This is a genomic window from Mycobacterium syngnathidarum (genome assembly GCF_001942625.1).
Lineage (GTDB): Bacteria > Actinomycetota > Actinomycetes > Mycobacteriales > Mycobacteriaceae > Mycobacterium > Mycobacterium syngnathidarum.
Map to the genome: position 1 here is coordinate 17019 of NZ_MLCL01000087.1, position 24555 is coordinate 41573.

The following is a 24555-nucleotide window of genomic DNA, read 5'->3' on the forward strand; positions in this document are numbered from 1 at the left end:
TGGGCAACGGGCGGGAACGACTCCAAATTCTGGGCTTTGATCCCGACATGCCTGAACCCCGAGACTCGCAGGCAGCCCACCGTCTGCTGACGCCCCGCACAAACGAAGCCTCGGCCGATTCGTCGGCCGGGGCTCCGTCGCGCTTGGGCTACTCGCCCGCCGCCACTCCCTGCTCGCCGGCAAACTTCGTAGCGCGGCGGTTGCGGTCCCGGGGTTGGCAGGAGCGCATCCCGCTCATCCTCACCACGGGTCCGGCGTTCAGCACCGCCGCGTAGGCCGCAGCGACATGCTGCATGACCTGCGCCGGCGTGTAGAGCGTGATCCTGGACAGCCGCAGCCAGGCTGCTGCCGCCGGGCCCAGTTCGAGGGGCCCGACCACCTGGTACTCGCCCGCTTCGACCACGCGGCTCGTCCCCTCCCAGTACGCATTGTCCCTGGTCATCAGCGTCCCTCCCGTCTCAGCAGCACAGCCCGGAACGGCTCACCGACGCGCCTAGGCAGCTCGCGCCCGACCATGTACAGCCAGTCCGAACCGCACCCGTCGAGCTCCTCTGCGGCCTCGGCGGGCATGACGTACCGGCCGAGATACTCGCCGTCGGACGTTCGATCCAGTTCCTGCACCTGCTCCACCGACAGAGTGCACGGCGCGAAGCCCGCTTCATAACCTGTGACGAGGACAGGGGTGTCAGGCGGCAGCGCGGCGAGCTTCCCCATCAGTTCGCCGACTGTCATCACGGCTGCGCCACCAAGAAGACCGTCGCATCGGTTGCGTTGACATCGACCGCCTGCGTCCCGTCATGCGCGACCTCGAACCCCGCGTCCCGAAGCCGTTGCGCTGCACCGGCATCGGTCTGTACGACCATGTCCACCGTCGTGATCAAGTTCCATGCTGCTGCCTCACCGATCAGCAGGTCCGGACCGGTCTGCGGGGTGATCCGTACCGACTGCCGACCCCAGCGATCTGCACCGCGCTCCGCGTCGGCCGTGGGGTAGATCGCGCGCCAGAAGCGCTCGCTGATCTCGATGGAGTTCGTGAGCAGCCGGATCTCGGCGATCATCAGCGCACCCTCTCGATCGCTGCGACGACTCCAGACTCGACCACGGTTCCGTCGGCGGGCCGCAGCCGCCACGTCCTCAGCACTCCGGGCATCGCCAGCACCTCGTAGTCGCTGTACCGGACACCGTTCACGGTGACCTCGCCCCGGTTCAGATCCCAGAAGCTCTCGGGGGCATCGCCGTAGCATCCGACGCGCCATAACCCGTCCATGTCGGCGGTGAGGACGTTGACCAGCTCGCCGACGGGTTCGTAGCCATTCTGCTCCGCGGTCGCGCACGCCTCGCACAGCGTGCGGTACCAGCCGTGCGGCGTCACGTGCCGCACGCCGGGCTCACCGCAGAGCTCGCACGTGGCCTCGCAACGCACCTCGGCCTCGTCTACGAGCTCATCCATCCGCTGCCGATCCGCCTCTGCGATCGACTCGGAGGTGCCGAAGTAGTAGCGGAGTGCCCCCAACTTCTCCTTGCACTGGTGCAGTTCGTACCCCGGGTCGAGCGCGGCAAGCGCCTGGTCGAGCTCGATGATGATCGGGTACCAGCCGCGGCTGCAACCGATCCAACGACCCCAGTTCGGCGGGATGCGCATCATGATCCGACGCAAGTCGTCCTCGAATCCCGCTGCGGTGTCGGGCATGTGGATCTTGTTGAGTAAAGCCTCCCGATCCATCCGCGCGGTCGCCTGCCTCGCCGCGGCGAGTGCAGCCGCGGCCTCCTCCGGGTCAGCGCCCTGGACGATCGCCGTCGCCAGGTCGTCGACCGCCGCGCGCGAGGCCGCGAGCGATGCCTTCTCCTCGGGCGTCATCTCCAAGTCGTCGTCGTTCACCTACTCCACCCCTTCTCTACGGCTGCGGTCGCGCTCTACGGCTGCGGTCGCGCCTCGTCCAGACTGTGGAACCTGCTGCAGGAGGCCACCTTCCCCGCCGCGGCGTGGAGCACGTCGAGAGCGGCGACGCCCTGCAGTGTGAGGAACCATCTCCGCGTCGACGAGTAGCCGGTGCGTGCGTCGGCCTCGGACGCGGCGGCGCCCCACAGTGTTGGAGCCCACGCCTCGACGGCGGCGTCGAGTGCGCCGGGTTCGCCGAGCACCGCACGGACTCCGGCGACCTCTCCGGAGCTCCACACGTTCTCGTACGGCTCCCAGCCGTTCGTGCGAACGAGAGCGGCACGCCCGCGGAGGTCTGCGGCGCGGCCGTCACGGGATTCAGCGGTGGGCATGGAGCCAGTCTGACCGGCCGGGCCGACACGTCGCGACCGATTTCCTCGATGCAGGAACCGGTGCAGGTGCAGCGGAACCAGCAACACAGCCAAGACCTGCAACGGCGTCTAGGCGCGATGCAGGATCACCGAACTAGTCTGCACTCCTTGATGTTCCAGATAACCTCTGCCACATCGCCGTGGCAGTCTTCGTTGGATGAGCAACACCGCCGCAACCCGTCCTGTGATCCGCGCCAGCACCACGGACATAGCCCGACTCGCCGAGTTCCTGTCCGCCCTCTTCGACGCTCCGCTGACGATTGCTTCCGCGCGCGACGTGGTACCGGCGCCGGCCGGACACCACCTCGTGATGATCGTCGCGGCAGCGTGATCGGTTGCGACGGCGAAGGTGGTCGTGCCCCTGAAACTCGTTCGTGCGTGTCAGTGTCCCGGCGTACGCTCCCCCGCATGTTTGAGGTCGCCCGTACCGAACGTTGCGCCTGCCCCGACCCGCACCCCGGATACGCTCACAGCGGCGTGGCGTAAGGCGCTCGCCAACGCCGGTCTCCCCCATGTCCGGCTGCATGATGCGCGGCACTCATGCGCGACCCTGATGCATCTGAACGGGGTGCCCACCGTGGTGATCGCCGCGTGGTTGGGGCACCAGGATCCGGGCTTCACGTTGCGCACGTACGCGCACTCGAATCACGATGCGCTCGCCGACGCGGCGGCGATGCTCGGCTCGATCACCACCGGGAAGAAGATGGACGCACAGTAGGCCGGAGACATGACACATCTCGTGTCACCTCGTAGGCCGACGCGGAGGAATAAGGAAGCCGATGTGTCACATGTGTCAGATTCGGGCTTCCGAGCAACGTGCCCCAGATACAGAAAAACCCACCGTCACCAGTGGGTTCTCTCAGTGGCCAGGGCCGGGATCGAACCGGCGACCTTCCGCTTTTCAGGCGGACGCTCGTACCAACTGAGCTACCTGGCCGGAAGGCACCGGCTCTTGCAAACCGAACTGCCTCGCCGTGATGGCGACCCTGACGGGACTCGAACCCGCGACCTCCGCCGTGACAGGGCGGCGCGCTAACCAACTGCGCCACAGGGCCTTACTTTCCAGCATGCTCCACGTTTCCGTGGTGCGTACCCCCAACGGGATTCGAACCCGTGCTACCGCCGTGAAAGGGCGGCGTCCTAGGCCACTAGACGATGGGGGCCTGATCCGAATCTCTCCGGGGTACTCATCAACTTCGTTCGTTGGGAGCTTCGATAGCTTAGGGTACAGATGCCCAAATCCTCAAACCGTGTGGTCGCAACACCAATTTGCGTCATCTTGTACCCTGTCTTCTCGCGCCCCTATAGCTCAGTTGGTAGAGCTACGGACTTTTAATCCGCAGGTCCCAGGTTCGAGCCCTGGTGGGGGCACCACACGCCCGCCGCAAGGCGGGTCATGGTGCGGTTCACGCGCTCCGCGCGGTCGCGATCTCGTCGGCCAGCGGAGCGATCGCGGCGATGATCTGTCCGAGGATCGGCTCCGGCACACCGGCACCGGCCAGGCTGTCCGAAAGGTGGCCGGCCACCAGGTTGAAGTGGTGCATGGTGATGCCGCGGCCTTGATGGACCTGCCGCATGGGTGCACCGCTGTACTCGACTGGCCCACCCAGCGCCGCGGCGAAGAACTCGGCCTGCCTGCCCTTGAGCCTGGCCATGTTGGTTCCGCTGAAGAAGCCGGCCAGCTCGTCGTCGGCGAGCACCCGCCGGTAGAAGTCCTCGACGACGGCCTCAAGCGCCTCGGCCCCGCCGATCTGGTCATAGATGGTCGTCATGACGCCAGCCTCGCCCGACGTCGTTGCCGCCCAATTTCGCCCGCGTAGCCGGACCGCTACAGCCGCCTCACAGGTGTGGACACCGGTACGCACCGGCGGCCGGTCCCGTTTATCGTTATGCCCGGGGGTCGGAAGTGACACCGAACGTGAAGAAGATCGCGAGAATCTCCAGAAAACTCGCCATCATGTTCACGTTCGGGATCGACAGATCGAATGAAGGAGTCAGCAGAATGTTCTCCCGGCGTCCGCGCACTCGAGCCATGGCCACCGCGGTAGGTGCTGCCATGCTGACTGCCAGCGTCGCATTCGGGGCCGCACCGGCCCACGCGGACACCCAGGACGACCAGTTCTTCACCTTCGTCAAAGAGCTGAACATCCCGACCAACTCGGCCGAGGAGGCCGGCCAGGTTGGCCGCGGCGTCTGTGATGCCCTCACGAAGGGCAAGATCGAACCCGCTCGTACCGTCCGGGGAGTCATCAGTCAGTTGATGAGCCAGGCCGGCATCGACAAGCACCAGGCGGCGAACCTGGTCCGGGGGGCAGTCAAGGTCTACTGCCCGCAAAACGCCCCGTTCGTCGGGCGCTGAGGCCCCGCAATCGGGGCCTTCACTCAAGCCGCTACACCTTTGGGCAGTAATGCATCCCGTTGTCGCGGTGCCCGACCGGAGGCAGGTTGCGGGCCGGGGTGTGCACCAGTGGCGCATCGGCCGGAAGCCGCCCCGTGGCCCGGTCCCACGCAGTGCGCGCCCGCGGATGCATGCGGCGGCGTCGGGGTACCAGCTTGAAAATGTGGCCAATCACCTTGCCCAGCAGGCGATGCCGCTTCTCATCACGGTCCGACCAGGTGTATCCCATCAGCTCGCGCACCGCCGGGTGGTACAGCCCGACGGTGAACCATACGAACAGCGGATGCACCAGATGCTTGCGCTGCAATGCCCACATCCAATCGGGCAACTTCGAGGCAAACGGCGGCTTCGGCAGCTCACTAAGATCCAATACGTCGCGGGCAGCCTGGTTGTTCTCCAACACGTTGCGGCACATGTGTTCCCAATAGACCTGGAAGTCTTCCCAGGTTTCGGGCACCGGACGCATACTCATCCCGTACATCGAGTACCACTGCTTGTGTTCTTCGAAGAGCTGCCGCTTGTCGGCTTCGGAGATCCCGCCCGCGAGCCGGTCGGCCACGATGATCGTGCCGACGAAGAACGTCGAGTGCGCCCAGTAGAAGACTTCCGGGTTCAACGCGTGATAACGACGCCCCTGCGCGTCGACCCCTTTGATGTCGACGTGGTAGTCGCGCACCTCGGCACCGGTCTGCGGTGCGCGGGGGCCGTCGAACACCACGCCACCGATGGGGTACAGCGAGCGCAACAGGCGGGGCCAGCGTTCCTGGAAGAAGATCGAGTGCTCCATCACCGCTGCGCCGAGTTGCGGATGCATGTTCTGCATCGACCCGGCCCACGGTCCCTGGAGCATCCCCCGCCAATCGCCGAAGTACTTCCACGTCAGCGAATCCGGTCCGAGTGGGATCGGCGGCGCCTCGTATCCGCCCGGGGCGGCCGGGCAACCGGCCGCCGCAGCGGATCCGCTGGTCACGGGGCATGTCTCAGAAGTATCTTGTGTCACAGGTGCGCTTTCTGCCGGCAAGACGGTGTCCTGTTTTCAAATGTGACTACACATGTTGTCATCGGAGCTTAGGAGTAGATGTGCCATCCGGTCAACGACGCGGCCGATGGTCGGGCGTTCCGCTCCAGGAACGCGCGGCACGTCGACGCGACGACCTGATCGCCGCAGGCGTCACCTTGCTGGGCAAAGCCGACGGTCCGGCACTGACTGTTCGGGCCGTGTGCCGAGCAGCCCAGCTCACCGAGCGGTACTTCTACGAAAGCTTCGACGACCGCGACACGTTCGTCCGGGCGGTTTACGACGATGTCTGCGCCCGGGCCATGTCTGCCCTGACGACTGCTGTCACACCCCGCGAGGCCGTCGAACAATTCGTCGCGCTCATGGTCGACGACCCCACCCGGGGTCGAGTGCTGCTACTCGCCCCGGAGTCGGAGCCGGTGTTGACCCGCTCGGGCGCCGAGTGGATGCCAGACTTCATCGGCCTGTTGCAGCGCAAACTCACCCGCATTGCCGACCCGGTACGTCAAGCCATGGCCGCCACCAGCCTGATCGGCGCCCTGACCGCATTGTTCACGGCATATCTCGACGAGCGACTGCCTGCCAGCCGCGAACAATTCATCGACTACTGCGTCGACCTGCTGCTGGGACGGGTCGGCAGTTTCTGAGCGAGGGACCTACTCGTCCGGGGTGCTCGCCTCGGCGATCGGTTCTTGTTCGGCCGCGGCAGCCTCGTCTTCGGCAGCCTTGGCCTCACGGCCCGCTGGGCTGCCGACCGACGCGCCCGGATGCGTCTCGGTGGCGTGGTCGCCATCGCAGTTGAGCGCCACCTGGGTGACGTCTTCCTTGTATTCGTAGTAGGTGTCGGATGTCTGCGGCACCAACTGCCGGACCGTCCAGGCGCTGGTGACGATGCACTCGTCGCGCGACAACCGGCTACCCACGGTGACGGCAACGTGCACGCTGCCGCCGCTGTCCTCGATGGCACTGGCCGCGTCGCTGTATGTCTGCCCAACCACATCCGGTGCGGCCTGAGCCGCCCCCGCGCCCGCCACGGCCAGCGCAAAACCCGCAGCGGACACACCGATGACACTTCCGAACCCGATCGCGATCTTCATCTAGGCCGACCTTCCCCGTCCGGTGATCTCTCCCGGAGGTGGGGCGGCAGCGCTTTGTGTAGTGCCGTGTGACGCCCCACAGCTCGCGACACGTCACGAGTTCTGGGAGCTAATTGAAATTCTAGCCTCGGAAAGGTCGGCCGACCGTAACTTTTTACTCGTCCGGCGTGCTGGCCTCGGCGAGTTCTTCCTGCTCAGCAGCGGCAGCCTCATCAGCGGCCTTCTTCGCCTCGCGCCCGGCCGGGCTGGCCACCGACGCACCCGAGTGCGTCGAGGAGGCATACCCGCCGTCGCAGTTGAGGGAGACCATCACCTCGTCCTCGGCATGGGTGTACTCGTCGCCGGCGTCGCGCACGAACGGGGCGTCCCAGACCTGGGTTACCACGCAGTCGTCCTTGGACAGCTTGCTGCCGACGGTGACCGCCACCTTGGCCTTGCCGCCGCCGTCCTCTATCGCCGACGCGGCATCCTCGTACGTCTCACCGACCACGTCGGGCGCGGCAGCCGCCACTGCGCCCCCGAACAGGCCGCAGGCACCTACCCCGATCGCTACCCCAGCTGCGGAAACGGCAATTCTCTTCATCACTGGCCCGACTCCTCACGGCAACCCCGACTGCAGATTTCAGCCGGGAAGTTACCGAGAGAATTGCGAAAACCGATGGCGCAGAAGCGAATTGCGAGTGAACGCTATGCGTCACGCAGCCGAACGCATGAGCCTACTCGTCGGGGGTGCTGACCTCGGCAAGCTCGGCCTGCTGAGCAAGTTGAGCCTGCTGTTCGGCGTACGCCTGCCGTGCCTCTTCCAGGTCCTCAGCAGCCTTGGCCTCACGGCCGGCCGGGCTGGCCACCGAGGCGCCCGGGTGGTTGGCGGTGGCATGACCGCCCTCACAGTTCAGGGCCACCATCACCTCGCCGGAGGCGTGATTGCCGTCCCGCACGAAGGGCGCATCCCATGCATTGGTGACGATGCAATCGCCCTGGGACAGCTTGCTGCCGACGGTGACCGCCACCTTGGCGCTGGCACCGGTATTCTCGATCGCGCTCGAAGCATCCGAGTAGGTTTGGCCGACCACGTCAGGGGCGGCAGCCGCGACTCCTGCGCCGAACAGCAGGGACACGGCCGCACCTGCGCCAACCACGGCTCCGGCACCAACGACAAGCTTTTTCACGTGTGCCCAACCTCCGAGCGTGGGTATCCGACAGGTGTTCGTGCGGATCCTACCGTCGGCGCGGTTGCTCCGCAGGACTCATGAACGCGCCCGCGGGGCAACTTGATGTCACCGGGTTACACAGATATATTGACTGCAACCAACAGGTACAGATAACTGAAGCGTCTCCGGACGCGAGAGGGTGAGGGCATATGTCGCAGGAATACACCGACCTGCAGCTCCTACACGAACTCGAGCCTGTCGTTGAAACCAGCATCAACCGCCACATGCGGATGCGTAAGGACTGGAATCCGCACGACTTCATCCCGTGGTCGGACGGCAAGAACTACTACGCGCTCGGCGGCCAGGATTGGGACCCCGAGCAGTCCAAGCTGTCCGAGGTCGCCAAGACCGCGATGGTGCAGAACCTGCTCACCGAGGACAACCTGCCCTCCTACCACCGCGAGATCGCGATGAACATGGGCATGGACGGCGCCTGGGGCCAGTGGGTCAACCGCTGGACCGCCGAGGAGAACCGCCACGGCATCGCCCTGCGCGACTACCTCGTGGTGACCCGCGCCGTCGACCCGGTCGAGCTCGAAGAGCTGCGCGTCGAGCAGGTCACCCGCGGCTTCTCCCCCGGCCAGAACCAGCAGGGCGACCTGTTTGCCGAGAGCCTGTTCGACTCCGTCATGTACGTGTCGTTCCAGGAACTCGCCACCCGCGTCAGCCACCGCAACACCGGCAAGGCCTGTGACGACCCGATCGCAGACCAGCTGTTGCAGCGCATCTCCGCCGACGAGAACCTGCACATGATCTTCTACCGGGATGTTTCGGCAGCCGGCCTCGACATCGCCCCCAACCAGGGCATGGCGTCGCTGCACCGCGTACTCGACAACTTCAAGATGCCCGGATACACCGTGCCCGACTTCCGCCGCAAGGCTGTCGTCATCGCCGTCGGCGGTGTCTACGACCCGCGCATCCACCTGGACGACGTGGTGATGCCGGTCCTGCGCAAGTGGCGCATCTTCGAGCGTGAGGACTTCACGGGTGAGGGCGCACGACTGCGCGACGACCTCGGCCGCATCGTCGAAGAACTCGAAGACGCCTGCGACAAGTTCGAGGTCGCCAAGGAGCGCCGCATGGAGCGCGAGCGCAAGGTGGCCGAGAAGAAGGCGATGAAGAACCTGCTGGTGTCGTCCTCGTCTTCATGACCCTGACCGCATCGCCGCCTGCGACGACAGCGTCGGCCCGATCCCAACTGCGGATCGGGCCGTTCGCGTTGCCCAGTCCCGTCGTCCTCGCCCCGATGGCCGGGGTGACCAACGTGGCTTTCCGGACGCTGTGTCGCGAGCTCGAAATCGCCCGCGCCGGCACCGTCAGCGGCCTCTATGTGTGTGAAATGGTCACCGCGCGGGCCCTGGTCGAGCGCCATCCCGTCACTATGCACATGACGACCTTCGGCCCGGACGAATCGCCGCGGTCGCTGCAGCTCTACACCGTCGACCCGCATACCACCTACCTGGCGGCGAAGATGATCGCCGACGAGGGCATGGCCGACCACATCGACATGAACTTCGGCTGCCCGGTGCCCAAGGTCACCAAGCGTGGCGGCGGATCGGCACTGCCCTATAAGCGGCGCTTGTTCGGCCAGATCGTGGCCGCCGCGGTGCGCGGTGTCGAGGGCACCGACATTCCGGTGACGGTGAAATTCCGGATCGGCATCGACGACGCGCATCACACACACCTGGACGCCGGACGGATTGCCGCTGAGGAGGGCGCGGCAGCCGTGGCCCTGCATGCCCGCACCGCGGCTCAGCGCTACTCGGGCACCGCCGACTGGGATCAGATCGCGGCGCTCAAAGCCCATGTCACCACCATCCCGGTGCTTGGCAACGGCGACATCTTCGAGGCCGAGGACGCGCTGGCGATGATGGCCGCGACAGGATGCGACGGCGTGGTGATCGGCCGCGGCTGCCTGGGCCGGCCATGGCTGTTCGCCGAGCTGTCCGCGGCCTTCACCGGCCGGCGGCCCGCCACTCCGCCGACCCTGGGCGAAGTGGCCGACATCGTGCGCCGCCACGGCGAGCTGCTCAGCCAGCATTTCGGCGAAGACAAGGGCATGCGCGACATCCGCAAGCACGTGGCCTGGTACCTGCACGGGTTCCCGGCCGGCGCTGATCTGCGCCGCGGGCTGGCCTTGGTAAAGACCCGCGCCGAGCTCGACGGCCTGCTCGACCAACTGGACGCGGACGCACCGTTCCCGCCCGCGGCCACCGGCCCCCGCGGCAGGCAGGGGTCGGCCGCCTCGGTGTCCCTGCCCGAGGGGTGGCTCGACGACCCCGACGACTGCGCGGTCCCGGCCGGAGCCGATGTGATGCATTCCGGAGGCTGACCTGCGCTCGCGCCGAGATGACATCGAGACAGCTCTGTCACCGGGTTGGGTCTAGCTCAGTCTCAGGATGCGTCAGTACGATGAAAACCCTGTCGCGGCCGGCTCAGGTAGCCAGTCCGGCACTGTGCTGCTAGAAGAGATGAGGAGAAAACCTCAGCAGCACCCAGATCACACTGCGGGAACGATGCGCACCGACGCGCACGCGCGAGTTCGAAGAGTCGGAGGCCGGTAAGGACATGAGTGACGCTCATAACGCCACTCCCGGCCGTCGGCACCGCTCGCCGGAGGATTCGTCGGACAACCAATGGATTACCCGATCCCGGCAGCCTTTGCCAGGCGCCGCGCCGTGGGAACGCCAGGATGCCTCGTCACCCGAAGATTTATCCGTCGACGAGCCCACCGGCAGCCACGCCGACGGGGTAACTGTCGCCGATCTGATCGCCAAGGTCGCCGGTACCGGTTTCACCCCGAGCCGCCACCGGCTGGAGCCCGACGAGGCCTATCAGGCAGAGCCAGAACTCGACGCTGAACCTGAACCCGAGCCGGAACCGGCCTACTTCCAGGAACCCGACCCCGAACCGGCCTACTTCCAGGAACCCGACCCCGAACCGGAAGCTGGACCCGCGTACTTCTGGGAACCCGAGTTCGAACTGGAGCCCGAGCCAGAGTTCGAGCCCGAAGCCGAGGCCGAAACGGAGCCCGAACTGGAGCTGGAGCCGGACTATGCACCGGCCTATGCCCGCCCGCACGTGCCCGATCCGACCGACGTCATCGCCGCGGTCCGAATCGACCCGGAGGCCGACGATCCCCACGGATCGGAGGACGCCGAGGATTTCCCGGCACGGTTCGAAGAACCGCTCGAAGACCCGTCGGCCCCTGAGATGGAGACCGACAACACCAACACCGACGTCCTGCCGGCGTTGGCGGTCTACGACTATGACGCTCCCGCGGAGCGCCCCCCGTGGCGCGTCCGCCCGATACCGCCAGACGAGCACGACCCCGACGAAACCACTGTGATCGAGGCGGTGCGGCCGCCGATCAATCGCCGGGTGATGCTGGCCGGACGGGCCGCTGCCGCGATGCTCGCGGTCCTGACCCTGGTGCTGACCGGTGGGGCCTGGCAGTGGCAGTCCTCGAAGAACGCCAGCCTCAACAAGGTCGCCGCGCTGGATCTCAACTCGCGCGACATCCTCGACCCGAACGCCCAGTTCGGCGACGAGAACTTTCTGATCATCGGAACCGACAGCCGGTTCGGCGAGAACGGGGGCATGGGCGCCGGCGACACCGAAGATGCCGGCGGTGCGCGATCCGACACCATCATGCTGGTCAACATCCCGGCCAACCGGGAACGTGTTGTCGCCGTGTCATTTCCGCGTGACCTGTCGATCGATCCGATGAAGTGCGAACCATGGAACCCGGAAACGACGGCCTACGGTCCGCTGTACGACGCGGAGACCGAGACCTACGGCCCGGACGAGGTCTACACCGAGACCAAGCTGAACTCGGCCTTTGCCTTCGGCGGCCCGAAGTGCCTGGTGAAGGTGATCCAGAAGCTGTCCGGGTTGTCCATCAACCGGTTCATGGCCGTCGACTTCTCCGGTTTCTCCAAGATGGTCGACGCGCTGGGCGGGGTCGAGGTGTGCACCACCACCCCCCTCGAGGACTACGAGCTCGGCACCGTCCTACCGCACGCCGGACGCCAGATGGTCGACGGGCACACCGCCTTGAACTATGTGCGGGCCCGTCAGGTGACCACCGAATACAACGGGGACTACGGGCGCATCAAACGCCAGCAGCTGTTCTTGTCCTCGCTGCTGCGAGCGCTGATCTCTCGAGACACGTTCTTCTCGCTGAACAAGCTGAACAACGTTGTCAACATGTTCATCAGCGACAGCTTCGTCGACAACATCAGGACCAAGGACCTGGTTGACCTCGGGCAGTCCGTACAAGGCGTGAACGCCGGACGGATCACCTTCGTCACCGTGCCGACCGTCGGATACGCCGACGAGTACGGTAACGAGGTCCCGCGTCTCGAGGACATGCGGGCACTCTTCGACGCGATCATCAACGACGATCCGCTGCCCGGGGAGAAGAACCCGGACAACACCCCGGTGCCCGGCACCCCGGAGTCGTCCACGGTGCAGGCGGCCGCTCCATCCGAGACTCCTCAGTCGACCGCGCCGGCACCCGCACCGGACACGACGGACAGCGGTGAGATGGTCAATGCCGTCACCACCGAACCGCAGCAGGTCACGGTGCAGGTGTCGAACTCCACCGGCCAGAGCGGTCTGGCCTCGACCGCGGCCACCGAGCTGCAGGAACACGGTTTCAACGTCAACACTCCTGACGACTACCCGAGCACGCTCCCGGCGACGACGGTGTTCTTCTCCCCCGGTAACGAGGAGGCGGCCGCGACCGTGGCCAGTTCCTTCGCCAACCCCACCATCGAGCGGGTGTCAGGCATGGGCGACGTGGTGCAGGTGGTTCTGGGCTCCGATTTCAACACGGTGAATGCTCCGTCACCGAGCGGTTCGGAGGTGCAGGTACATGTGCTGAAGGGCACCAGCAGCAGCCCGACGCACCTCCCGGAGGACCTGAACGTCACCAACGCGGCCGACACCACCTGCGAATAGCTTCTGAACCGGGCGCGCGGCATTCACCGTTCGTTCATCGTTGCATCGTGACTACAGGCCTGCTGACCGCATAATCTTGCAAGCATGCGTACCCAATACCATGAGCAACTGCACTCGCTGACGGACCAACTCGGGCAGATGTGTGAGTTGGCGGGTACCGCAATGGAGCTGGCCACCCAGGCCCTCTTGCAGGCCGATCTCGCGCTCGCCGAGCAGGTGATCAGCGACCACGACAAGATGACCACGCTGAGCACCCAGGCCGAGGAGTCTGCGTTCGTGTTACTCGCGCTGCAGGCGCCCGTTGCCGGTGACCTGCGGGCTGTGGTGGGCTCGATCCAGATCGTCGCCGATGTGGACCGCATGGGTGCGCTGGCGCTGCATGTGGCCAAGATCGCGCGTCGGCGCCATCCCCAGCACGTTCTGCCCGAGGAAGTGAACGGCTATTTCGCCGAGATGGGGCGGGTGGCCGTCGAGTTGGGCCATGCCGCGCGGGAGGTGCTGCTGACCCAGGATCCGGAGAAGGCCGCCAGGATCCAGGAGGAGGACGATGCGATGGATGATCTGCATCGTCACCTGTTCTCGGTTCTGATGGACCGGGAGTGGAAGCACGGGGTGACAGCTGCTGTCGACGTGACATTGCTGAGCCGCTTCTACGAGCGCTTCGCCGACCATGCCGTCGAGGTGGCACGGCGGGTCATCTTCCAGGTCACAGGCACCTACCCGGACGGGGAATCGGTTTCTTCCAACCAGTGATTCAGGGCCGGTCGGCCGGCGGCACCAGCCGGACGCCGTCCTTGTGCGCCCCGGCCAGGTCCCCAAGTACTTTGACCAGTACCTGTAGGTCAGCCCCGCTGTAGCGCAGCAGGAAGTCACGCGTTCCACGGTCCATTTCCTCGTGCATCGTGCGGTGCACGTCGGCGACGAGTTGTCCGTCCGCGGTCAGGCCGAGCTCGATCTCCTTGCGGTTGCCGGGTACCGGCGTGCGCTCCACGAGGCCGGCCTCGACCAGCCGCTGCACGTGCTTGGACACCGTGCCCTTGAGCCGGCCGGAGCGCGCCGCCAGCCCCACCACGCTGACCGGGCCTTCGGTGATCTCGGCCAGCAGGTGCATCGACGAGGTCGGTAGCGTCCGCACCAGCGGTTGTAATCGCGGCGGGATTCGGGCCGCCATGAAGTCGCGTTCCGCGTCATCCTCGCCGTCGTTCCCGAGCCGGTCCCCCACCGCGGCCAACAGCCCGGCGATGGCGTCGATCAGCTCAAGTTTGGTTTTCACGGAAACCATCTTGCCACCCGCGGAACGCCTGAGTAGATTGTTTCCATAGAAACCATATCCTTGGAAACCAAAGGAGCAGCCATGAAGGCCGCACTGGTCACCGCATGGGGCAACAACCCCGTGTACACCGACGTGCCCGAGCCCCAGCCGAGCGACGGCGCCGAGGTGGCCGCCGTCGAAGCATCGGCGCTGACCAACCTCACCCGGGCACTGGTGTCCGGAAAGCACTACGCCAGCAAGGAGATTGCCCTGCCGGCCATTCCGGGCGTCGACGGTGTGGCACGGCTCGCCGACGGCCGTCGCATCTACACCGGCGCCCTCGGATTCTCCGGCATGATGGCAGAACGCGCCCTGGTCGAGCCCCGCGGCGTCGTCGAGATCCCGGAGAACGTCGACTCGGTGACCGCCGCCGCCCTGCCCAATCCCGGCATCTCGGCCTGGACCGCGCTGTCGCACGCCGCGGCCGTCAAGCCCGGCGACCATTTGCTGATCTTGGGCGCCACCGGCGTAACCGGTTCCATGGCAGCGCAATTGGCCGGCACCATGTTCGGCGCCGAGACGGTGGTGGCCGCCGGGCGCAACACCGAACGGCTGGAGTGGTTACGGTCGGCCGGCACTCAGGACACGATCCCCCTCGGGCAGCAGGATCTCGGCGCTCGGGTCGCCGAGATGCACGCCCAACGACCGTTTGACGCGGTGCTCGACTACCTGTGGGGCGACCCGGCCGCCGAGGTGCTCACTGCCTTGGCCGCCAGTCACCCTGCCGCGCACTACCACCCGACCCGATTCGTTCAGATCGGGTCGATGGCCGGGCCGACGCTGGCACTGGATGCGGGAGTCTTGCGCGGCACCGGGATCACGCTGCGCGGGGTCGGCATCGGCAGCGTTCCACCCGAGGTGCTGGGCCGCGCCCGTAGCGAGGCATTGCCGAGGTTGTTCGAGATGGTCGCCACCGACCAACTCGAATTACACACCCAGCCAAGGGCATTGGCCGATGTCGCCGAGGTATGGACGGGCGGCGAACCCTCTGGCACCCGGGTGGTGCTCACCCCATAGCGCGAGCAGGAGAAACTCAGCCGAAGCGGCCCGAAATGTAGTCCTCGGTCGCCTTCTGGGTGGGGTTGGAGAAAATCTTCTCGGTGTCATCGATCTCGATCAGCTTGCCGGGCTTACCGGTGGCCTCGAGATTGAAGAACGCTGTCTGATCGCTCACCCGGGCGGCCTGCTGCATGTTGTGCGTGACGATGACGATCGTGAAATCCTGCTTGAGCGTGGAGATCAGATCTTCGATGGCCAGCGTCGAGATCGGGTCGAGCGCCGAGCAGGGCTCATCCATCAACAGCACGTCGGGCTGCACGGCGATGGCGCGGGCGATACACAAGCGTTGCTGCTGACCACCCGACAGGCCACCACCGGGCTTGTCCAGACGATCCTTGACCTCGTTCCAGAGGTTGGCGCCTCGCAGCGAACGCTCCGCGACCTCGTCGAGGGTCTTCTTGTTGCGGACGCCCTGCAGCTTCAGACCGGCCACCACGTTGTCGCGAATCGACATGGTGGGGAACGGATTCGGCCGCTGGAACACCATGCCGATGGTCTTGCGCACGCCCACCGGATCCACCCCGGCGCCGTAGATGTCCTCACCGTCGAGCAGCACCGAGCCCTCCACGCGGGCCCCGGGGATCACCTCGTGCATGCGGTTGAGCGTGCGCAGCACGGTCGACTTACCGCAGCCCGACGGACCGATGAAAGCCATCACGCTGCGCGGGTGCACCGACAGCGAAACGTCGGAGACGGCGTGGAATGCGCCGTAATAGATGTTGACGTCCTTGAGGTCCAGCCGCTTGGCCATGGATAGCTCCTACACCTTCTTGGGGGAAAAGAATTTGGCGACCGTGCGCGCTCCGACATTGAGCAGGGCGACCAGCAGGATCAGCGTCAGCGCCGCACCCCAGAGCCGGTCGGTGGGCACTGGGTTGGCGCCTGCACCTGCTGAGATCTGGTCGTACATCATGCCCGGCAGAGATCCCATGAAACCGCCGAACATGTCGAAGTTCATCGCCTGGGCGTAGCCGACCAGGATCAGCAACGGTGCGGTCTCACCCATCACGCGGGCCAGCGCCAGCATGATGCCGGTGACGATGCCCGACAGCGCCGTCGGGATCACGATCCTGACGATGGTCTTCCATTTGGGTACGCCCAGTGCGTAACTTGCTTCGCGCAGATCCATCGGCACGATGCGCAGCATCTCCTCGGTGGCCCGCACGATCACCGGAATCATCAACAGCACCAACGACAGTGACACCGCGAACCCGGACCGGCCGAACCCGAGCGTGGCCACCCACAACGCGTAGATGAAAAGCGCCGCCACGATCGAGGGCACGCCGGTGAGGATGTCCACCATGAACGTGGTCACCTTGCCCAATCGGGTTCCGCTGCCGTACTCGACCAGGTACACGCCCACCATCACGCCGATCGGAATGGAGATCAGCGAGCACACGATGCCCTGCAGCAGGGTGCCGACGATCGCGTGATAGGCGCCGCCGCCGGCGGTAAACGTCGTCATCCCGGCCTGAGAGTTGGTGAACCACGTGGGTGAGGTCAATGCGGCCCACCCCCGGGTGATCACCGAATACAGCACCCACGCCAGCGGAATCAGAGCGACCAACAACGAAAGGGTCACCAGCACCGTGGCGAAGTGGTTGGTCAGCTTACGGCGCAGGCTCACGCCCTGAAACGCGGGCGCCTTGACCGGCCGTTCAAGCGTGGAAGTCATGACCGTCCCCTTCCTGCCACCGCGGCACGAGCCAGCGAGTTCACCACGAAGGTGAGGATGAACAGCACCAGGCCGGCGGCAATGTAGGCGCCCGCCTTGTATTGGTCGTTGAATTCGCTTGCGGTGGCGGCGATCTTGCTGGCGAAGGTGTAACCGCCGTCGAACAGCGTCCAACCGAACGCGGTCTGGGTGCCGCGCAGGATGATCAGCAGCGCAATGGTCTCACCGAGCGCGCGGCCGAGTCCCAGCATGGCGCCGCTGATGTATCCGGACAATCCGAACGGAAGCACCGTCGTGCGCACCACTTCCCAGCGGGTGGCGCCCAGCGCCAGCGCGGCCTCGATCTGGCCGCGCGGGGTCTGGGTGAACACCTCGCGGGTGACCGCGGTGATGATCGGCAGGATCATCACCGCCAGCACGATGCCCGCGGTGAAGATCGTGCCGCCGCCGGCCACCGAAGCGTTGCCGGTCTTGAACAGGAACAACCAGTCCAAGTGTGTATTGAGCCACACCGCAAAGGGTTTGATCGCCGGCGCCAGGACATACAGGCCCCACACGCCGTAGACGATCGAGGGCACCGCTGCCAGCAGGTCCACCAGGTAGGCCAGCGGACCGGCCAACCGTCGCGATGAATACTGCGTGAGGTAGATCGCGATGCCCAGCGCCACCGGCATGGCCAGGACGAGCGCGAACACGGAGACGAACACGGTCACCTGAAGCAGCTCGAAGATGCCGAAGTGCATCGCCGAGGTGTCGGTGGTGATCCAGTTGCCGCCGTAGAGGAAGAAGTTCTCCTCGTTGCGGGTCAATGCCGGGACTGCGCGCCAGAGCAGGAACACCCCGATCGCCGCTATGAGCGCGACGATCAGGATGCCCGAGCCTTCGGCAAGCCCGTGGAAGATTCGGTCGCCGAGGCGGACCTTGGCTCCCTTGGACGGATCGGTGGAAATGGGTGCCGGTTCGGGGTGGGGGGACGCGAGCGCCTCCCCCGACCCCGAATCAGCTGGATTCGGCGTTGTCACTGTCGTCCCGTCGGGGCCCCTGGTCGTCATATGGTCGGTAAATCCATCCTCGCCCAAATCCGTCCTCTGATGCCAGTTCGGCTACTAGGCGATGGCCTCGACCGAGGTCAGCAGGCGCTGCTTGAACTCGTCGGGCAGGGCGATGTATCCGGCCTGCGACAGACTGGCCTGGCCCTCGTTGGCGGCCACGGTCAGGAAGGACTTGACGGCCGCAGCGGTTTCGGCGTCGTACCCCTTCGAGCAAACAATCTCGTAGGTGGCCAGCACCAGCGGGTATGCGCCGGCTTCCTTCGTGGCGTACAGCGCGTTCAGGTCGAGGACCAGGTCCTTGCCCTCGCCCTCGAACTTGGCGGCACCGACAGCCTTGGTGGCGGACGCGTCGTCGAGCGGGACGGCGCCGGCTCCGCTGTCGATCTGGGCGTAGGGCAAGCCGGCCGCGGCGGCCGGGCTCTTCTCGACGTAGCCGATCGAGCCGGGGGTGGCCTGCACGGCCTGCACCACACCGGAGGACTTCTGCGCGCCCTCGCCGGCGCCACCGTTGAACTCCTTGCCCGCACCCTTGGTCCAGGTCTGCGGCGCGGCCGCGGCCAGGTACTTCTGGAAGTTGTCGGTGGTACCCGAGGAATCCGACCGGTAGATCGGCTTGATGTCCACGTCAGGCAGGTCGGTGCCGGCGTTGAGCGCAGCGATGGCCGGATCGTTCCACTTGTTGATCTGGCCCTGGAAGATCTTGGCGAGCACATCCGGGCTGACGACGAGCTTGTCGACGCCCTCGACGTTGTAGGCCAGCGCGACGGGGCCGAACACCAGCGGCAGGTTCCACGCCTCATTGCCGCCACACCGCTCGGCGGCCTTGGCGACCTGGTCTTCCTTGAGCGCCGAGTCGGAGCCGGCGAAGGCGACCTGCTTGGCGATGAACTGGTCCACGCCCGCGCCCGAACCGGTCGGGTTGTAGGACAGGTTCTTCCCGGGGCACACCTGGCCCCACACCTTGTTGAACTCGGCAATGGCGTTCTGCTGCGCCGTGGAGCCCTCGGCCGTCAGCGAGGACTTGCCACCGCACTCGGCCGACGCTGAGCCCGCGCCCGCGGCGGCTGAGCTCGTGCCGGCGGCGTTGTTGTCGCTGCCGCACGCAGTCAGGGTGAGTGCCGCAATGGCGGTCGCGGACAGCGCGACGCCGAACGGCTTGCCTACACCCTTGCCAATGCTGATGAGCTTCACTTGTCCCACTTTCGGTTGACGGCTTCGAACTCTCCGGCAACGTATTAGGCCGCAGTGGACAGCGCGCGGACAGCAGGTAAATCAGCAGTGAATAGGTTCAGCAAGTTCACAGCTAAACGGGTTAACCGGCGGCGTACGCCACGTCGACGGTGAACACCTCGAAACCCAAGTTTCGGTACGTCGCCACGGCCGCCGAGTTATCGGCCTCGACGTAGAGCAGCACGGTCGGTAGCAACCGCTCGGCGAGGTGGTGCAGGCCCACGAGCGTGAGCACCGAACCCAGACCGCGGCCCTGTGCGGACGGGTCGACACCGACGACGTAGACCTCCCCGAGACCGCCCTCGTGGGTTTTCGTCCAGTGAAACCCCAGCAACGCCCCGGTGCGCTCGTCGAATGCCTCGAAAAGCCCCTCGGGGTCGAACCACGGCTCACCACGCCGCTCTTCGATGTCCTGTTCGGTCCAGCCGCCCTGTTCCGGGTGCCAGGCGAAGGCGGCGTTGTTGACCCGCAGGATCTCGGCATCGTCGCCGGGGCCGGCGTAGGTGCCGATCCGCACGCCGTCCACGGTCCGCAGCGGCGGCAAATCGGCCAGCGGGCGGCGCATCTGCAGCAGCTCGCGGGCCGGCTTGAGTTTGAGTGCGGCCGCCAGCGCCCGGGCCGGCTCGAGGTTGCCGTGCGCCCAGATTCGCGTGCCCTCCGACCCCTCGGCCAGCCCGGCACGAGCCAGCGCTGCGCCGACACCGCGCCGCCTGGCCTGCGGGTGCACGACCAATTCGGCCATCGCCGGGTCCTCGTCGCCGGCCGGGGCCAGGTTCAGGTACCCGACGAGATCTGCGTCGCTGAAGGCCAGGAGGTGTCGGGTGCGGTCGTGGCCGAGTTCGCGCAGAACCTGATCACCCACCGGGGCGACGCCGTCGCCCGCGGCAGCGGCAGCGATGAGGGAGCGGATCGCGGTCTGGTCGGCGTCTGACAGCCCGGTGCGCCAGTCGAGTTCGGTCACTGGCTGGACAGCCGCCCCGCCAACGGCCCGTCTGCGTCGTCGGTGGCCGGCTCGTCGTAGTCGTCGTCACCGTCGTCTGGTGCCGCCTCGGCGGTGGCCGTGTCGCCCGCCGGCGGGCGGCCACGGGAGGGGCGCACGGCCTTGTATCCGACGTTGCGAACGGTGCCGATCAGCGATTCGTATTCGGGGCCGAGTTTGGCGCGCAGACGACGGACGTGCACGTCGACCGTGCGGGTACCGCCGAAGAAGTCATAACCCCACACCTCCTGCAGCAGCTGTGCCCGGGTGAAGACCCGGCCGGCGTGCTGGGCGAGGTATTTGAGCAGCTCGAATTCCTTGTAGGTGAGGTCGAGGGGGCGTCCGCGCAGGCGGGCGGTGTAGGTGCCTTCGTCGATCGCGAGTTCGCCGAGTGTGATCTTGCCGACGTTCTCTTGGTTGGCGCCGCCTCCGCGCCGGCCGACCAGTAGGCGCAGCCGGGCGTCGATCTCGGCCGGGCCGGTACCGGGCAGCAGGATCTCGTCGAGACCCCATTCGTGGTTGACCGCGACCAATCCACCCTCGTTGACGACTGCCACAACCGGGACAGAGGTACCCGTCGTCCCCAGCAGACGACACAGGCCACGAGCGGCCGCCAGGTCGGTGCGGGCATCGACGATCGCCACGTCGGCACTGCCCGCTTCCAGCAGAGAGGACACTTCTGTCGGTGCCGTACGCACGGTGTGGGCCAGCAGACTCAACGAGGGCAGGACTGCCTCGGGATGCGGGTCGACGGTCAGTAGCAGCAGATCCAACAGGTCCTCCGGCGCGCCGGCAATCACTTCCCACGATCGCCCGGACCCCGATGTCCACACGGTCGGATTCGTGACTGACATGTAGCCGTTACCGGCCTTTAGTGAACTAACGATAACGCCTCACCTGCTGATCAGCCGCGCCGAGCGCTTCGATCCAACCGCTGTGGGCGACAATGTGCCGGTGCGCAAACTGCTGATCGGGCTCACCGCGACCGTGACCGCACTCGTCGTCGGGGTGGTCGGCACCGATTTCGGATCGGCGATCTACGCCGAATACCGCCTCGCCCGCAACGTACGTACCGCGGCCGGCCTGCAGTGGGACCCGTGGGTGGCCATCCTGGGGTTCCCGTTCCTGAACCAGGTCCGCAACCATCGCTACCGGGAGATCGAGATTCGGGCGGCCGGCGTCGACCATCCGGTGGTGGGCAGGGCCTCGCTGGAGGCCACACTGCACGGAATCGACCTCACCGACTCGTCATGGCTGATCCGCCCGGACGCGAAACTGCCGGTCAACAAGGCCGAGAGCCGCATCATCATCGACTCCACCCACATCGGCAGGTTCATGGGCATCGATGACCTGCTGGTGGAAGCTCCGTCGCGGGAAACCAACGACGCCACCGGGGGCACCACGGAGTCGGGGATTTCCAGCAGTCAGGGGCTGGTCTTCACCGGCACGCCCAAGGAATCCGGCCTGGACAAACGGGTCAGTGTCGCGGTCGACCTGTCCTTCGCCGACGGCGACGACACCACCCTGGTGCTGACCGCGACCGGCATCCTCACCGGCCCGGGCACCGCCGACGAGCCGGTGCCCGAGGAGAAGACCCCCGCGGTCCTGTCGGAGTTCAGTGACACGATCACCGGCCAGAAGTTGCCGTTCGGCATCGCCCCGACCACCGCGGGCGCCCGCGGCTCCGACGTGATCATCGAGGGCATCGCCGAGGGAGTAACGATCGACCTGGCGGGGTTCAGACAATCATGAGCTCTTCGATGGTGCTGGTCATCGTGGTGCTGATCGCCGCGCTGGGCGTCGCCTATGTGATCGGCCGTTTGATCACGCTGCGCGCGGGCATGATCAGGGCGGGCGAGGAGGCCGCCAACGTCGACACCAGTGGCCTCGGGTTGTCACCCACCGGCCCGACGGTCCTGCATTTCTCCGCCGAATGGTGCGGCCCCTGCGCAGGAGTGCGCCGCGTGGTCGACCAGGTCTGTGACGAACTACCCGAAGTCGCTCACGTGGAGATCGACATGGACGCCAATCCCGAAGCCGCCAGGCGGCTTTCGGTTCTGTCGTTGCCCACGACCATCATCTTCGACCGCGACGGGCGGCCCCGATACCGCACCAGCGGGGTCCCCAAGGCCGCTGACCTGCGCTCGGCGCTGGAACCACTGTTGGCCTGACCGCGCGGTTATTGGGTAAGCTGTCGCTCGTGTCAGCCCGCCTTGAGCTCGTGCTCACCAAGCGCCGCGCAGTGGATCTGTGCCGCGTCGCGGGTTGCTGCTGTTGTTGTTGCTGTTGAGGGCAGCCGCGCGCTTTCGCGCGCCCGCTCAGGCCTTGGGCCTGGGCCTGCACACCATCAGACCTTCTACAACAACGGGAGTGCGTTTTCATGTCACCGACATCTACCCAGCCCATCGCTGACGGTCGGCCCACCCAGGTCGACGTGCGGGGGCCACGGTTCGCAGCCTGGGTCACCACCGCGGCACTGATCGCGACGCTGCTGGTCGCGGGCGTGAGTGCGCCGGCAGCTGGGGTGCTGTTGGGTATTCAGGCCGTGGTGTTTGCCATCGGTGCCCTCGCCGGCCCCCGCAACCATCCCTACGGTCGGTTGTTCGCCGGCCTCGTCGCGCCGCGCCTCGGCCCCACCACCGAGCGCGAGCCGGTGCCGCCGCTGAGATTCGCCCAACTGGTGGGCTTCGTGTTCGCGGCCGTGGGCACCGCGGGGTTCGCCTTCGGCATCTCGGTGCTCGGCCTGACCGCCACCGCCTTCGCGTTGGTGGCAGCCTTCCTCAACGCCGCCTTCGGCATCTGCCTGGGTTGCCAGGTCTACCCGCTGGTGGCTCGGTTGCGCCGCTTTCCAAGTCCTGCATGATTACCGATACATCTGAAACAGCAAGGAACCGAAAGGAATTCGTACATGGCACGTTCCGACGTCCTGGTCTCGACCGAATGGGCCGGGAACAACCTCGATACCCCTGGCGTGGTGTTCGTCGAGGTCGACGAGAACACCAGCGCCTACGACGACGAGGGGCACATCCCCGGCGCCGTAAAACTGGACTGGAAAGACGATCTGCAGGACGCCGTCAAGCGTGACTTCGTCGATCAGCAGCAGTTCTCGAAGTTGTTGTCCGACAAGGGCATCAGCAACGACGACACCGTGGTCCTGTATGGCGGCAACAACAACTGGTTCGCTGCCTACGCCTACTGGTACTTCAAGCTGTACGGCCACGCCGACGTCAAGCTGCTCGACGGCGGCCGCAAGCGCTGGGAGCTCGACGCACGTCCGCTGGTCAAGGACGCCGTCAGCCGAGCCGCCACCTCCTACGCCGCCCAGCCCCTGGACAACAACATCCGGGCCTACCGCGACGAGGTCATCGCCGCGATCGGTACGAAGAACCTGGTCGACGTGCGTTCACCTGACGAGTTCTCCGGCAAGATCCTGGCGCCTGCGCACCTGCCGCAGGAGCAGAGCCAGCGCCCCGGGCATATTCCGAGCGCCATCAACGTTCCGTGGAGCAAGGCAGCCAACGAGGACGGCACGTTCAAGTCCGACGATGAGCTGGCCAAGCTGTACGCCGCGGCCGGCCTCGACGGCGAGAAGGAGACCATCGCCTACTGCCGGATCGGTGAGCGTTCCTCGCACACCTGGTTCGTGCTGCAGGAGCTGCTGGGGCACCAGAACGTGAAGAACTACGACGGCAGTTGGACCGAATACGGCTCCCTGGTGGGCGCCCCGATCGAGTTGGGAAATTGATATGTGCTCTGCACCCAAGCAAGGACAGACGTTGCCGGCCGGCGTCGACCTGGAGAAGGAAACCGTGATCACCGGCCGCGTGGTGGATGGCTCCGGCCAGGCGGTCGGCGGCGCCTTCGTGCGGCTGCTGGATTCCAGCGACGAGTTCACCGCTGAGGTCGTGGCCTCGGCCACCGGTGACTTCCGCTTCTTCGCCGCTCCGGGCACCTGGACCCTGCGCGCACTGTCCCCGGCGGGCAACGGCGACGCCAGCGTGGCCCCGACCGGTGCGGGTATCCACGAGGTCGACGTCAAGGTTGCTTGATCTCGCTTCCGAACGTGAGCTTGTGTACGAGGATTCGCACGAATCTGACACACAAGCTCACGTTCGGCGTGTATTAGCCTTGATCCACCGATGAATGGGCTGGTTGTTGGGGTGTCGGAATGAGGAAAGTGCCCTCTGAGCTGGAAAGATTGGTGTTCTCTACGCAACAATCCGACCAGCACAAGAAAGGCACTTCCAGT

General features: G+C 66.1%; 32 protein-coding genes, 4 tRNA genes and 1 pseudogene. 16 read left to right on the forward strand and 21 right to left on the reverse strand.

Annotation, left to right across the window (positions count from 1 at the left end):
- Window positions 1-148: 148 nt before the first annotated feature.
- The 5 genes from BKG60_RS25720 to BKG60_RS31215 are packed head-to-tail and all read right to left on the reverse strand — an operon-like array spanning window position 149 to window position 2271.
- Complete coding sequence (locus tag BKG60_RS25720) at window positions 149-442, reverse strand: hypothetical protein (protein WP_070946921.1); 294 nt, start codon at window positions 440-442, stop codon at window positions 149-151.
- Window positions 442-732: a hypothetical protein gene (locus BKG60_RS25725; protein ID WP_070946920.1), complete on the reverse strand. Its 291-nt coding sequence runs from the start codon at window positions 730-732 to the stop codon at window positions 442-444. Before BKG60_RS25725 ends, BKG60_RS25720 begins: the two co-directional genes overlap by 1 nt.
- Window positions 732-1058: a hypothetical protein gene (locus tag BKG60_RS25730; RefSeq protein ID WP_070946919.1), complete on the reverse strand. Its 327-nt coding sequence runs from the start codon at window positions 1056-1058 to the stop codon at window positions 732-734. Before BKG60_RS25730 ends, BKG60_RS25725 begins: the two co-directional genes overlap by 1 nt.
- Window positions 1058-1879: a hypothetical protein gene (locus BKG60_RS25735; RefSeq protein ID WP_239253209.1), complete on the reverse strand. Its 822-nt coding sequence runs from the start codon at window positions 1877-1879 to the stop codon at window positions 1058-1060. The genes BKG60_RS25730 and BKG60_RS25735 overlap by 1 nt, the downstream gene beginning before the upstream one ends.
- Window positions 1880-1914: 35 nt before the next feature.
- Window positions 1915-2271: a hypothetical protein gene (locus BKG60_RS31215; RefSeq protein WP_207549621.1), complete on the reverse strand. Its 357-nt coding sequence runs from the start codon at window positions 2269-2271 to the stop codon at window positions 1915-1917.
- Window positions 2272-2467: 196 nt separating this feature from the next.
- Here BKG60_RS31215 and BKG60_RS32140 point away from each other — a divergent pair, with 196 nt between their 5' ends.
- Window positions 2468-2641 (forward strand): hypothetical protein, encoded by a 174-nt coding sequence (locus tag BKG60_RS32140; protein WP_165617855.1) that lies wholly within the window; start codon window positions 2468-2470, stop codon window positions 2639-2641.
- A 126-nt stretch (window positions 2642-2767) separates the two neighbouring features.
- A pseudogene (locus BKG60_RS25745) lies at window positions 2768-3028 on the forward strand (tyrosine-type recombinase/integrase); the annotation flags it as partial.
- 145 nt (window positions 3029-3173) lie between these two features.
- On the opposite strand, the gene BKG60_RS25750 reads toward BKG60_RS25745, so the two are convergent.
- From BKG60_RS25750 to BKG60_RS25760, 3 genes are all read right to left on the reverse strand, one after another.
- A tRNA-Phe gene (locus BKG60_RS25750) sits at window positions 3174-3247 on the reverse strand.
- Window positions 3248-3288: 41 nt separating this feature from the next.
- Window positions 3289-3365, reverse strand: a tRNA-Asp gene (locus BKG60_RS25755).
- 35 nt (window positions 3366-3400) lie between these two features.
- Window positions 3401-3473, reverse strand: a tRNA-Glu gene (locus BKG60_RS25760).
- A gap of 135 nt (window positions 3474-3608) precedes the next feature.
- On the opposite strand from BKG60_RS25760, the gene BKG60_RS25765 reads away from it, so the two are divergent.
- Window positions 3609-3684 (forward strand) — tRNA-Lys (locus BKG60_RS25765).
- 32 nt (window positions 3685-3716) lie between these two features.
- Here BKG60_RS25765 and BKG60_RS25770 read toward each other — a convergent pair.
- Both BKG60_RS25770 and BKG60_RS32145 read right to left on the reverse strand, forming a co-directional pair.
- Window positions 3717-4082: a group I truncated hemoglobin gene (locus tag BKG60_RS25770; RefSeq protein WP_070946916.1), complete on the reverse strand. Its 366-nt coding sequence runs from the start codon at window positions 4080-4082 to the stop codon at window positions 3717-3719.
- 115 nt (window positions 4083-4197) lie between these two features.
- Window positions 4198-4368, reverse strand: a complete 171-nt coding sequence (locus tag BKG60_RS32145; RefSeq protein WP_165617854.1) for a hypothetical protein — start codon at window positions 4366-4368, stop codon at window positions 4198-4200.
- Between BKG60_RS32145 and BKG60_RS25775 the strand changes: the two genes are divergently transcribed.
- Window positions 4367-4669: a DUF732 domain-containing protein gene (locus BKG60_RS25775; protein WP_239253208.1), complete on the forward strand. Its 303-nt coding sequence runs from the start codon at window positions 4367-4369 to the stop codon at window positions 4667-4669. The two genes, BKG60_RS32145 and BKG60_RS25775, sit on opposite strands and share 2 nt — an antisense overlap.
- Window positions 4670-4700: 31 nt before the next feature.
- Here BKG60_RS25775 and BKG60_RS25780 read toward each other — a convergent pair whose 3' ends face one another.
- On the reverse strand, window positions 4701-5708 hold the full coding sequence (locus BKG60_RS25780; RefSeq protein ID WP_070946915.1) for an oxygenase MpaB family protein: 1008 nt from the start codon (window positions 5706-5708) through the stop codon (window positions 4701-4703).
- Between the two features lie 80 nt (window positions 5709-5788).
- Here BKG60_RS25780 and BKG60_RS25785 point away from each other — a divergent pair, with 80 nt between their 5' ends.
- A complete protein-coding gene (locus BKG60_RS25785; protein ID WP_070946914.1) occupies window positions 5789-6373 on the forward strand; it encodes a TetR/AcrR family transcriptional regulator in 585 nt (194 codons plus the stop codon).
- 9 nt (window positions 6374-6382) lie between these two features.
- On the opposite strand, the gene BKG60_RS25790 is transcribed toward BKG60_RS25785, so the two are convergent.
- From BKG60_RS25790 to BKG60_RS25800, 3 genes are all read right to left on the reverse strand, one after another.
- Window positions 6383-6823, reverse strand: coding sequence for a hypothetical protein (locus BKG60_RS25790; RefSeq protein WP_070946913.1), 441 nt, complete (start codon window positions 6821-6823; stop codon window positions 6383-6385).
- Between the two features lie 154 nt (window positions 6824-6977).
- On the reverse strand, window positions 6978-7406 hold the full coding sequence (locus tag BKG60_RS25795) for a hypothetical protein (RefSeq protein WP_070946912.1): 429 nt from the start codon (window positions 7404-7406) through the stop codon (window positions 6978-6980).
- A 133-nt stretch (window positions 7407-7539) separates the two neighbouring features.
- A complete protein-coding gene (locus BKG60_RS25800) occupies window positions 7540-7992 on the reverse strand; it encodes a hypothetical protein (protein ID WP_070946911.1) in 453 nt (150 codons plus the stop codon).
- Window positions 7993-8183: 191 nt separating this feature from the next.
- Between BKG60_RS25800 and BKG60_RS25805 the strand changes: the two genes are divergently transcribed.
- From BKG60_RS25805 to phoU, 4 genes are all read left to right on the forward strand, one after another.
- The gene (locus tag BKG60_RS25805; RefSeq protein ID WP_070946910.1) at window positions 8184-9185 is read left to right on the forward strand and encodes an acyl-ACP desaturase; all 1002 of its coding nucleotides are present in this window, start codon (window positions 8184-8186) and stop codon (window positions 9183-9185) included.
- Complete coding sequence (gene dusB / locus BKG60_RS25810; protein ID WP_120765033.1) at window positions 9182-10366, forward strand: tRNA dihydrouridine synthase DusB; 1185 nt, start codon at window positions 9182-9184, stop codon at window positions 10364-10366. The genes BKG60_RS25805 and dusB overlap by 4 nt, the downstream gene beginning before the upstream one ends.
- A gap of 236 nt (window positions 10367-10602) precedes the next feature.
- Entirely contained in the window at window positions 10603-12999 is a 2397-nt protein-coding gene (locus tag BKG60_RS25815; RefSeq protein WP_075910168.1) for an LCP family protein, read from the forward strand.
- Window positions 13000-13083: 84 nt separating this feature from the next.
- On the forward strand, window positions 13084-13752 hold the full coding sequence (gene phoU, locus BKG60_RS25820) for a phosphate signaling complex protein PhoU (RefSeq protein WP_070946908.1): 669 nt from the start codon (window positions 13084-13086) through the stop codon (window positions 13750-13752).
- Window position 13753: 1 nt separating this feature from the next.
- Here the strand turns inward: phoU and BKG60_RS25825 are convergent, their stop codons facing one another.
- Entirely contained in the window at window positions 13754-14272 is a 519-nt protein-coding gene (locus tag BKG60_RS25825) for a MarR family winged helix-turn-helix transcriptional regulator (protein ID WP_070946930.1), read from the reverse strand.
- 81 nt (window positions 14273-14353) lie between these two features.
- Between BKG60_RS25825 and BKG60_RS25830 the strand changes: the two genes are divergently transcribed.
- Window positions 14354-15328, forward strand: a complete 975-nt coding sequence (locus BKG60_RS25830) for a quinone oxidoreductase family protein (RefSeq protein WP_070946907.1) — start codon at window positions 14354-14356, stop codon at window positions 15326-15328.
- Window positions 15329-15344: 16 nt separating this feature from the next.
- On the opposite strand, the gene pstB is transcribed toward BKG60_RS25830, so the two are convergent.
- The 6 genes from pstB to BKG60_RS25860 all read right to left on the reverse strand — a co-directional run bounded on the left by pstB (window position 15345) and on the right by BKG60_RS25860 (window position 21082).
- Window positions 15345-16121, reverse strand: coding sequence for a phosphate ABC transporter ATP-binding protein PstB (gene pstB, locus BKG60_RS25835; RefSeq protein ID WP_070946906.1), 777 nt, complete (start codon window positions 16119-16121; stop codon window positions 15345-15347).
- Between the two features lie 9 nt (window positions 16122-16130).
- Complete coding sequence (gene pstA / locus BKG60_RS25840) at window positions 16131-17045, reverse strand: phosphate ABC transporter permease PstA (protein ID WP_070946905.1); 915 nt, start codon at window positions 17043-17045, stop codon at window positions 16131-16133.
- Window positions 17042-18097, reverse strand: a complete 1056-nt coding sequence (pstC, locus tag BKG60_RS25845; RefSeq protein ID WP_075910169.1) for a phosphate ABC transporter permease subunit PstC — start codon at window positions 18095-18097, stop codon at window positions 17042-17044. The genes pstA and pstC overlap by 4 nt, the downstream gene beginning before the upstream one ends.
- Window positions 18098-18151: 54 nt before the next feature.
- Window positions 18152-19288 (reverse strand): phosphate ABC transporter substrate-binding protein PstS, encoded by a 1137-nt coding sequence (gene pstS, locus BKG60_RS25850; RefSeq protein ID WP_070946903.1) that lies wholly within the window; start codon window positions 19286-19288, stop codon window positions 18152-18154.
- Between the two features lie 121 nt (window positions 19289-19409).
- Window positions 19410-20288 (reverse strand): mycothiol synthase, encoded by an 879-nt coding sequence (gene mshD / locus BKG60_RS25855; protein WP_070946902.1) that lies wholly within the window; start codon window positions 20286-20288, stop codon window positions 19410-19412.
- Window positions 20285-21082 carry a winged helix-turn-helix transcriptional regulator gene (locus BKG60_RS25860; RefSeq protein WP_165617859.1) on the reverse strand — a complete coding sequence of 266 codons (798 nt, stop codon included), beginning with the start codon at window positions 21080-21082 and terminating at the stop codon, window positions 20285-20287. Before BKG60_RS25860 ends, mshD begins: the two co-directional genes overlap by 4 nt.
- 160 nt (window positions 21083-21242) lie before the next feature.
- On the opposite strand from BKG60_RS25860, the gene lmeA reads away from it, so the two are divergent.
- The 6 genes from lmeA (at window position 21243) to BKG60_RS25885 (ending at window position 24355) form a co-directional block, all read left to right on the forward strand.
- Window positions 21243-22058, forward strand: coding sequence for a mannan chain length control protein LmeA (gene lmeA / locus BKG60_RS25865; protein ID WP_070946900.1), 816 nt, complete (start codon window positions 21243-21245; stop codon window positions 22056-22058).
- Window positions 22055-22477: a thioredoxin family protein gene (locus BKG60_RS25870; protein WP_070946899.1), complete on the forward strand. Its 423-nt coding sequence runs from the start codon at window positions 22055-22057 to the stop codon at window positions 22475-22477. The genes lmeA and BKG60_RS25870 overlap by 4 nt, the downstream gene beginning before the upstream one ends.
- Before the next feature lie 29 nt (window positions 22478-22506).
- Entirely contained in the window at window positions 22507-22596 is a 90-nt protein-coding gene (locus BKG60_RS32865; RefSeq protein WP_350222965.1) for an Ms5788A family Cys-rich leader peptide, read from the forward strand.
- A gap of 90 nt (window positions 22597-22686) precedes the next feature.
- Window positions 22687-23169 (forward strand): DUF4395 domain-containing protein, encoded by a 483-nt coding sequence (locus BKG60_RS25875; protein ID WP_070946898.1) that lies wholly within the window; start codon window positions 22687-22689, stop codon window positions 23167-23169.
- Window positions 23170-23214: 45 nt separating this feature from the next.
- Window positions 23215-24051: a sulfurtransferase gene (locus tag BKG60_RS25880; protein WP_070946897.1), complete on the forward strand. Its 837-nt coding sequence runs from the start codon at window positions 23215-23217 to the stop codon at window positions 24049-24051.
- Between the two features lies 1 nt (window position 24052).
- Window positions 24053-24355, forward strand: coding sequence for a DUF1416 domain-containing protein (locus BKG60_RS25885; protein WP_029369850.1), 303 nt, complete (start codon window positions 24053-24055; stop codon window positions 24353-24355).
- Window positions 24356-24555: the final 200 nt, after the last annotated feature.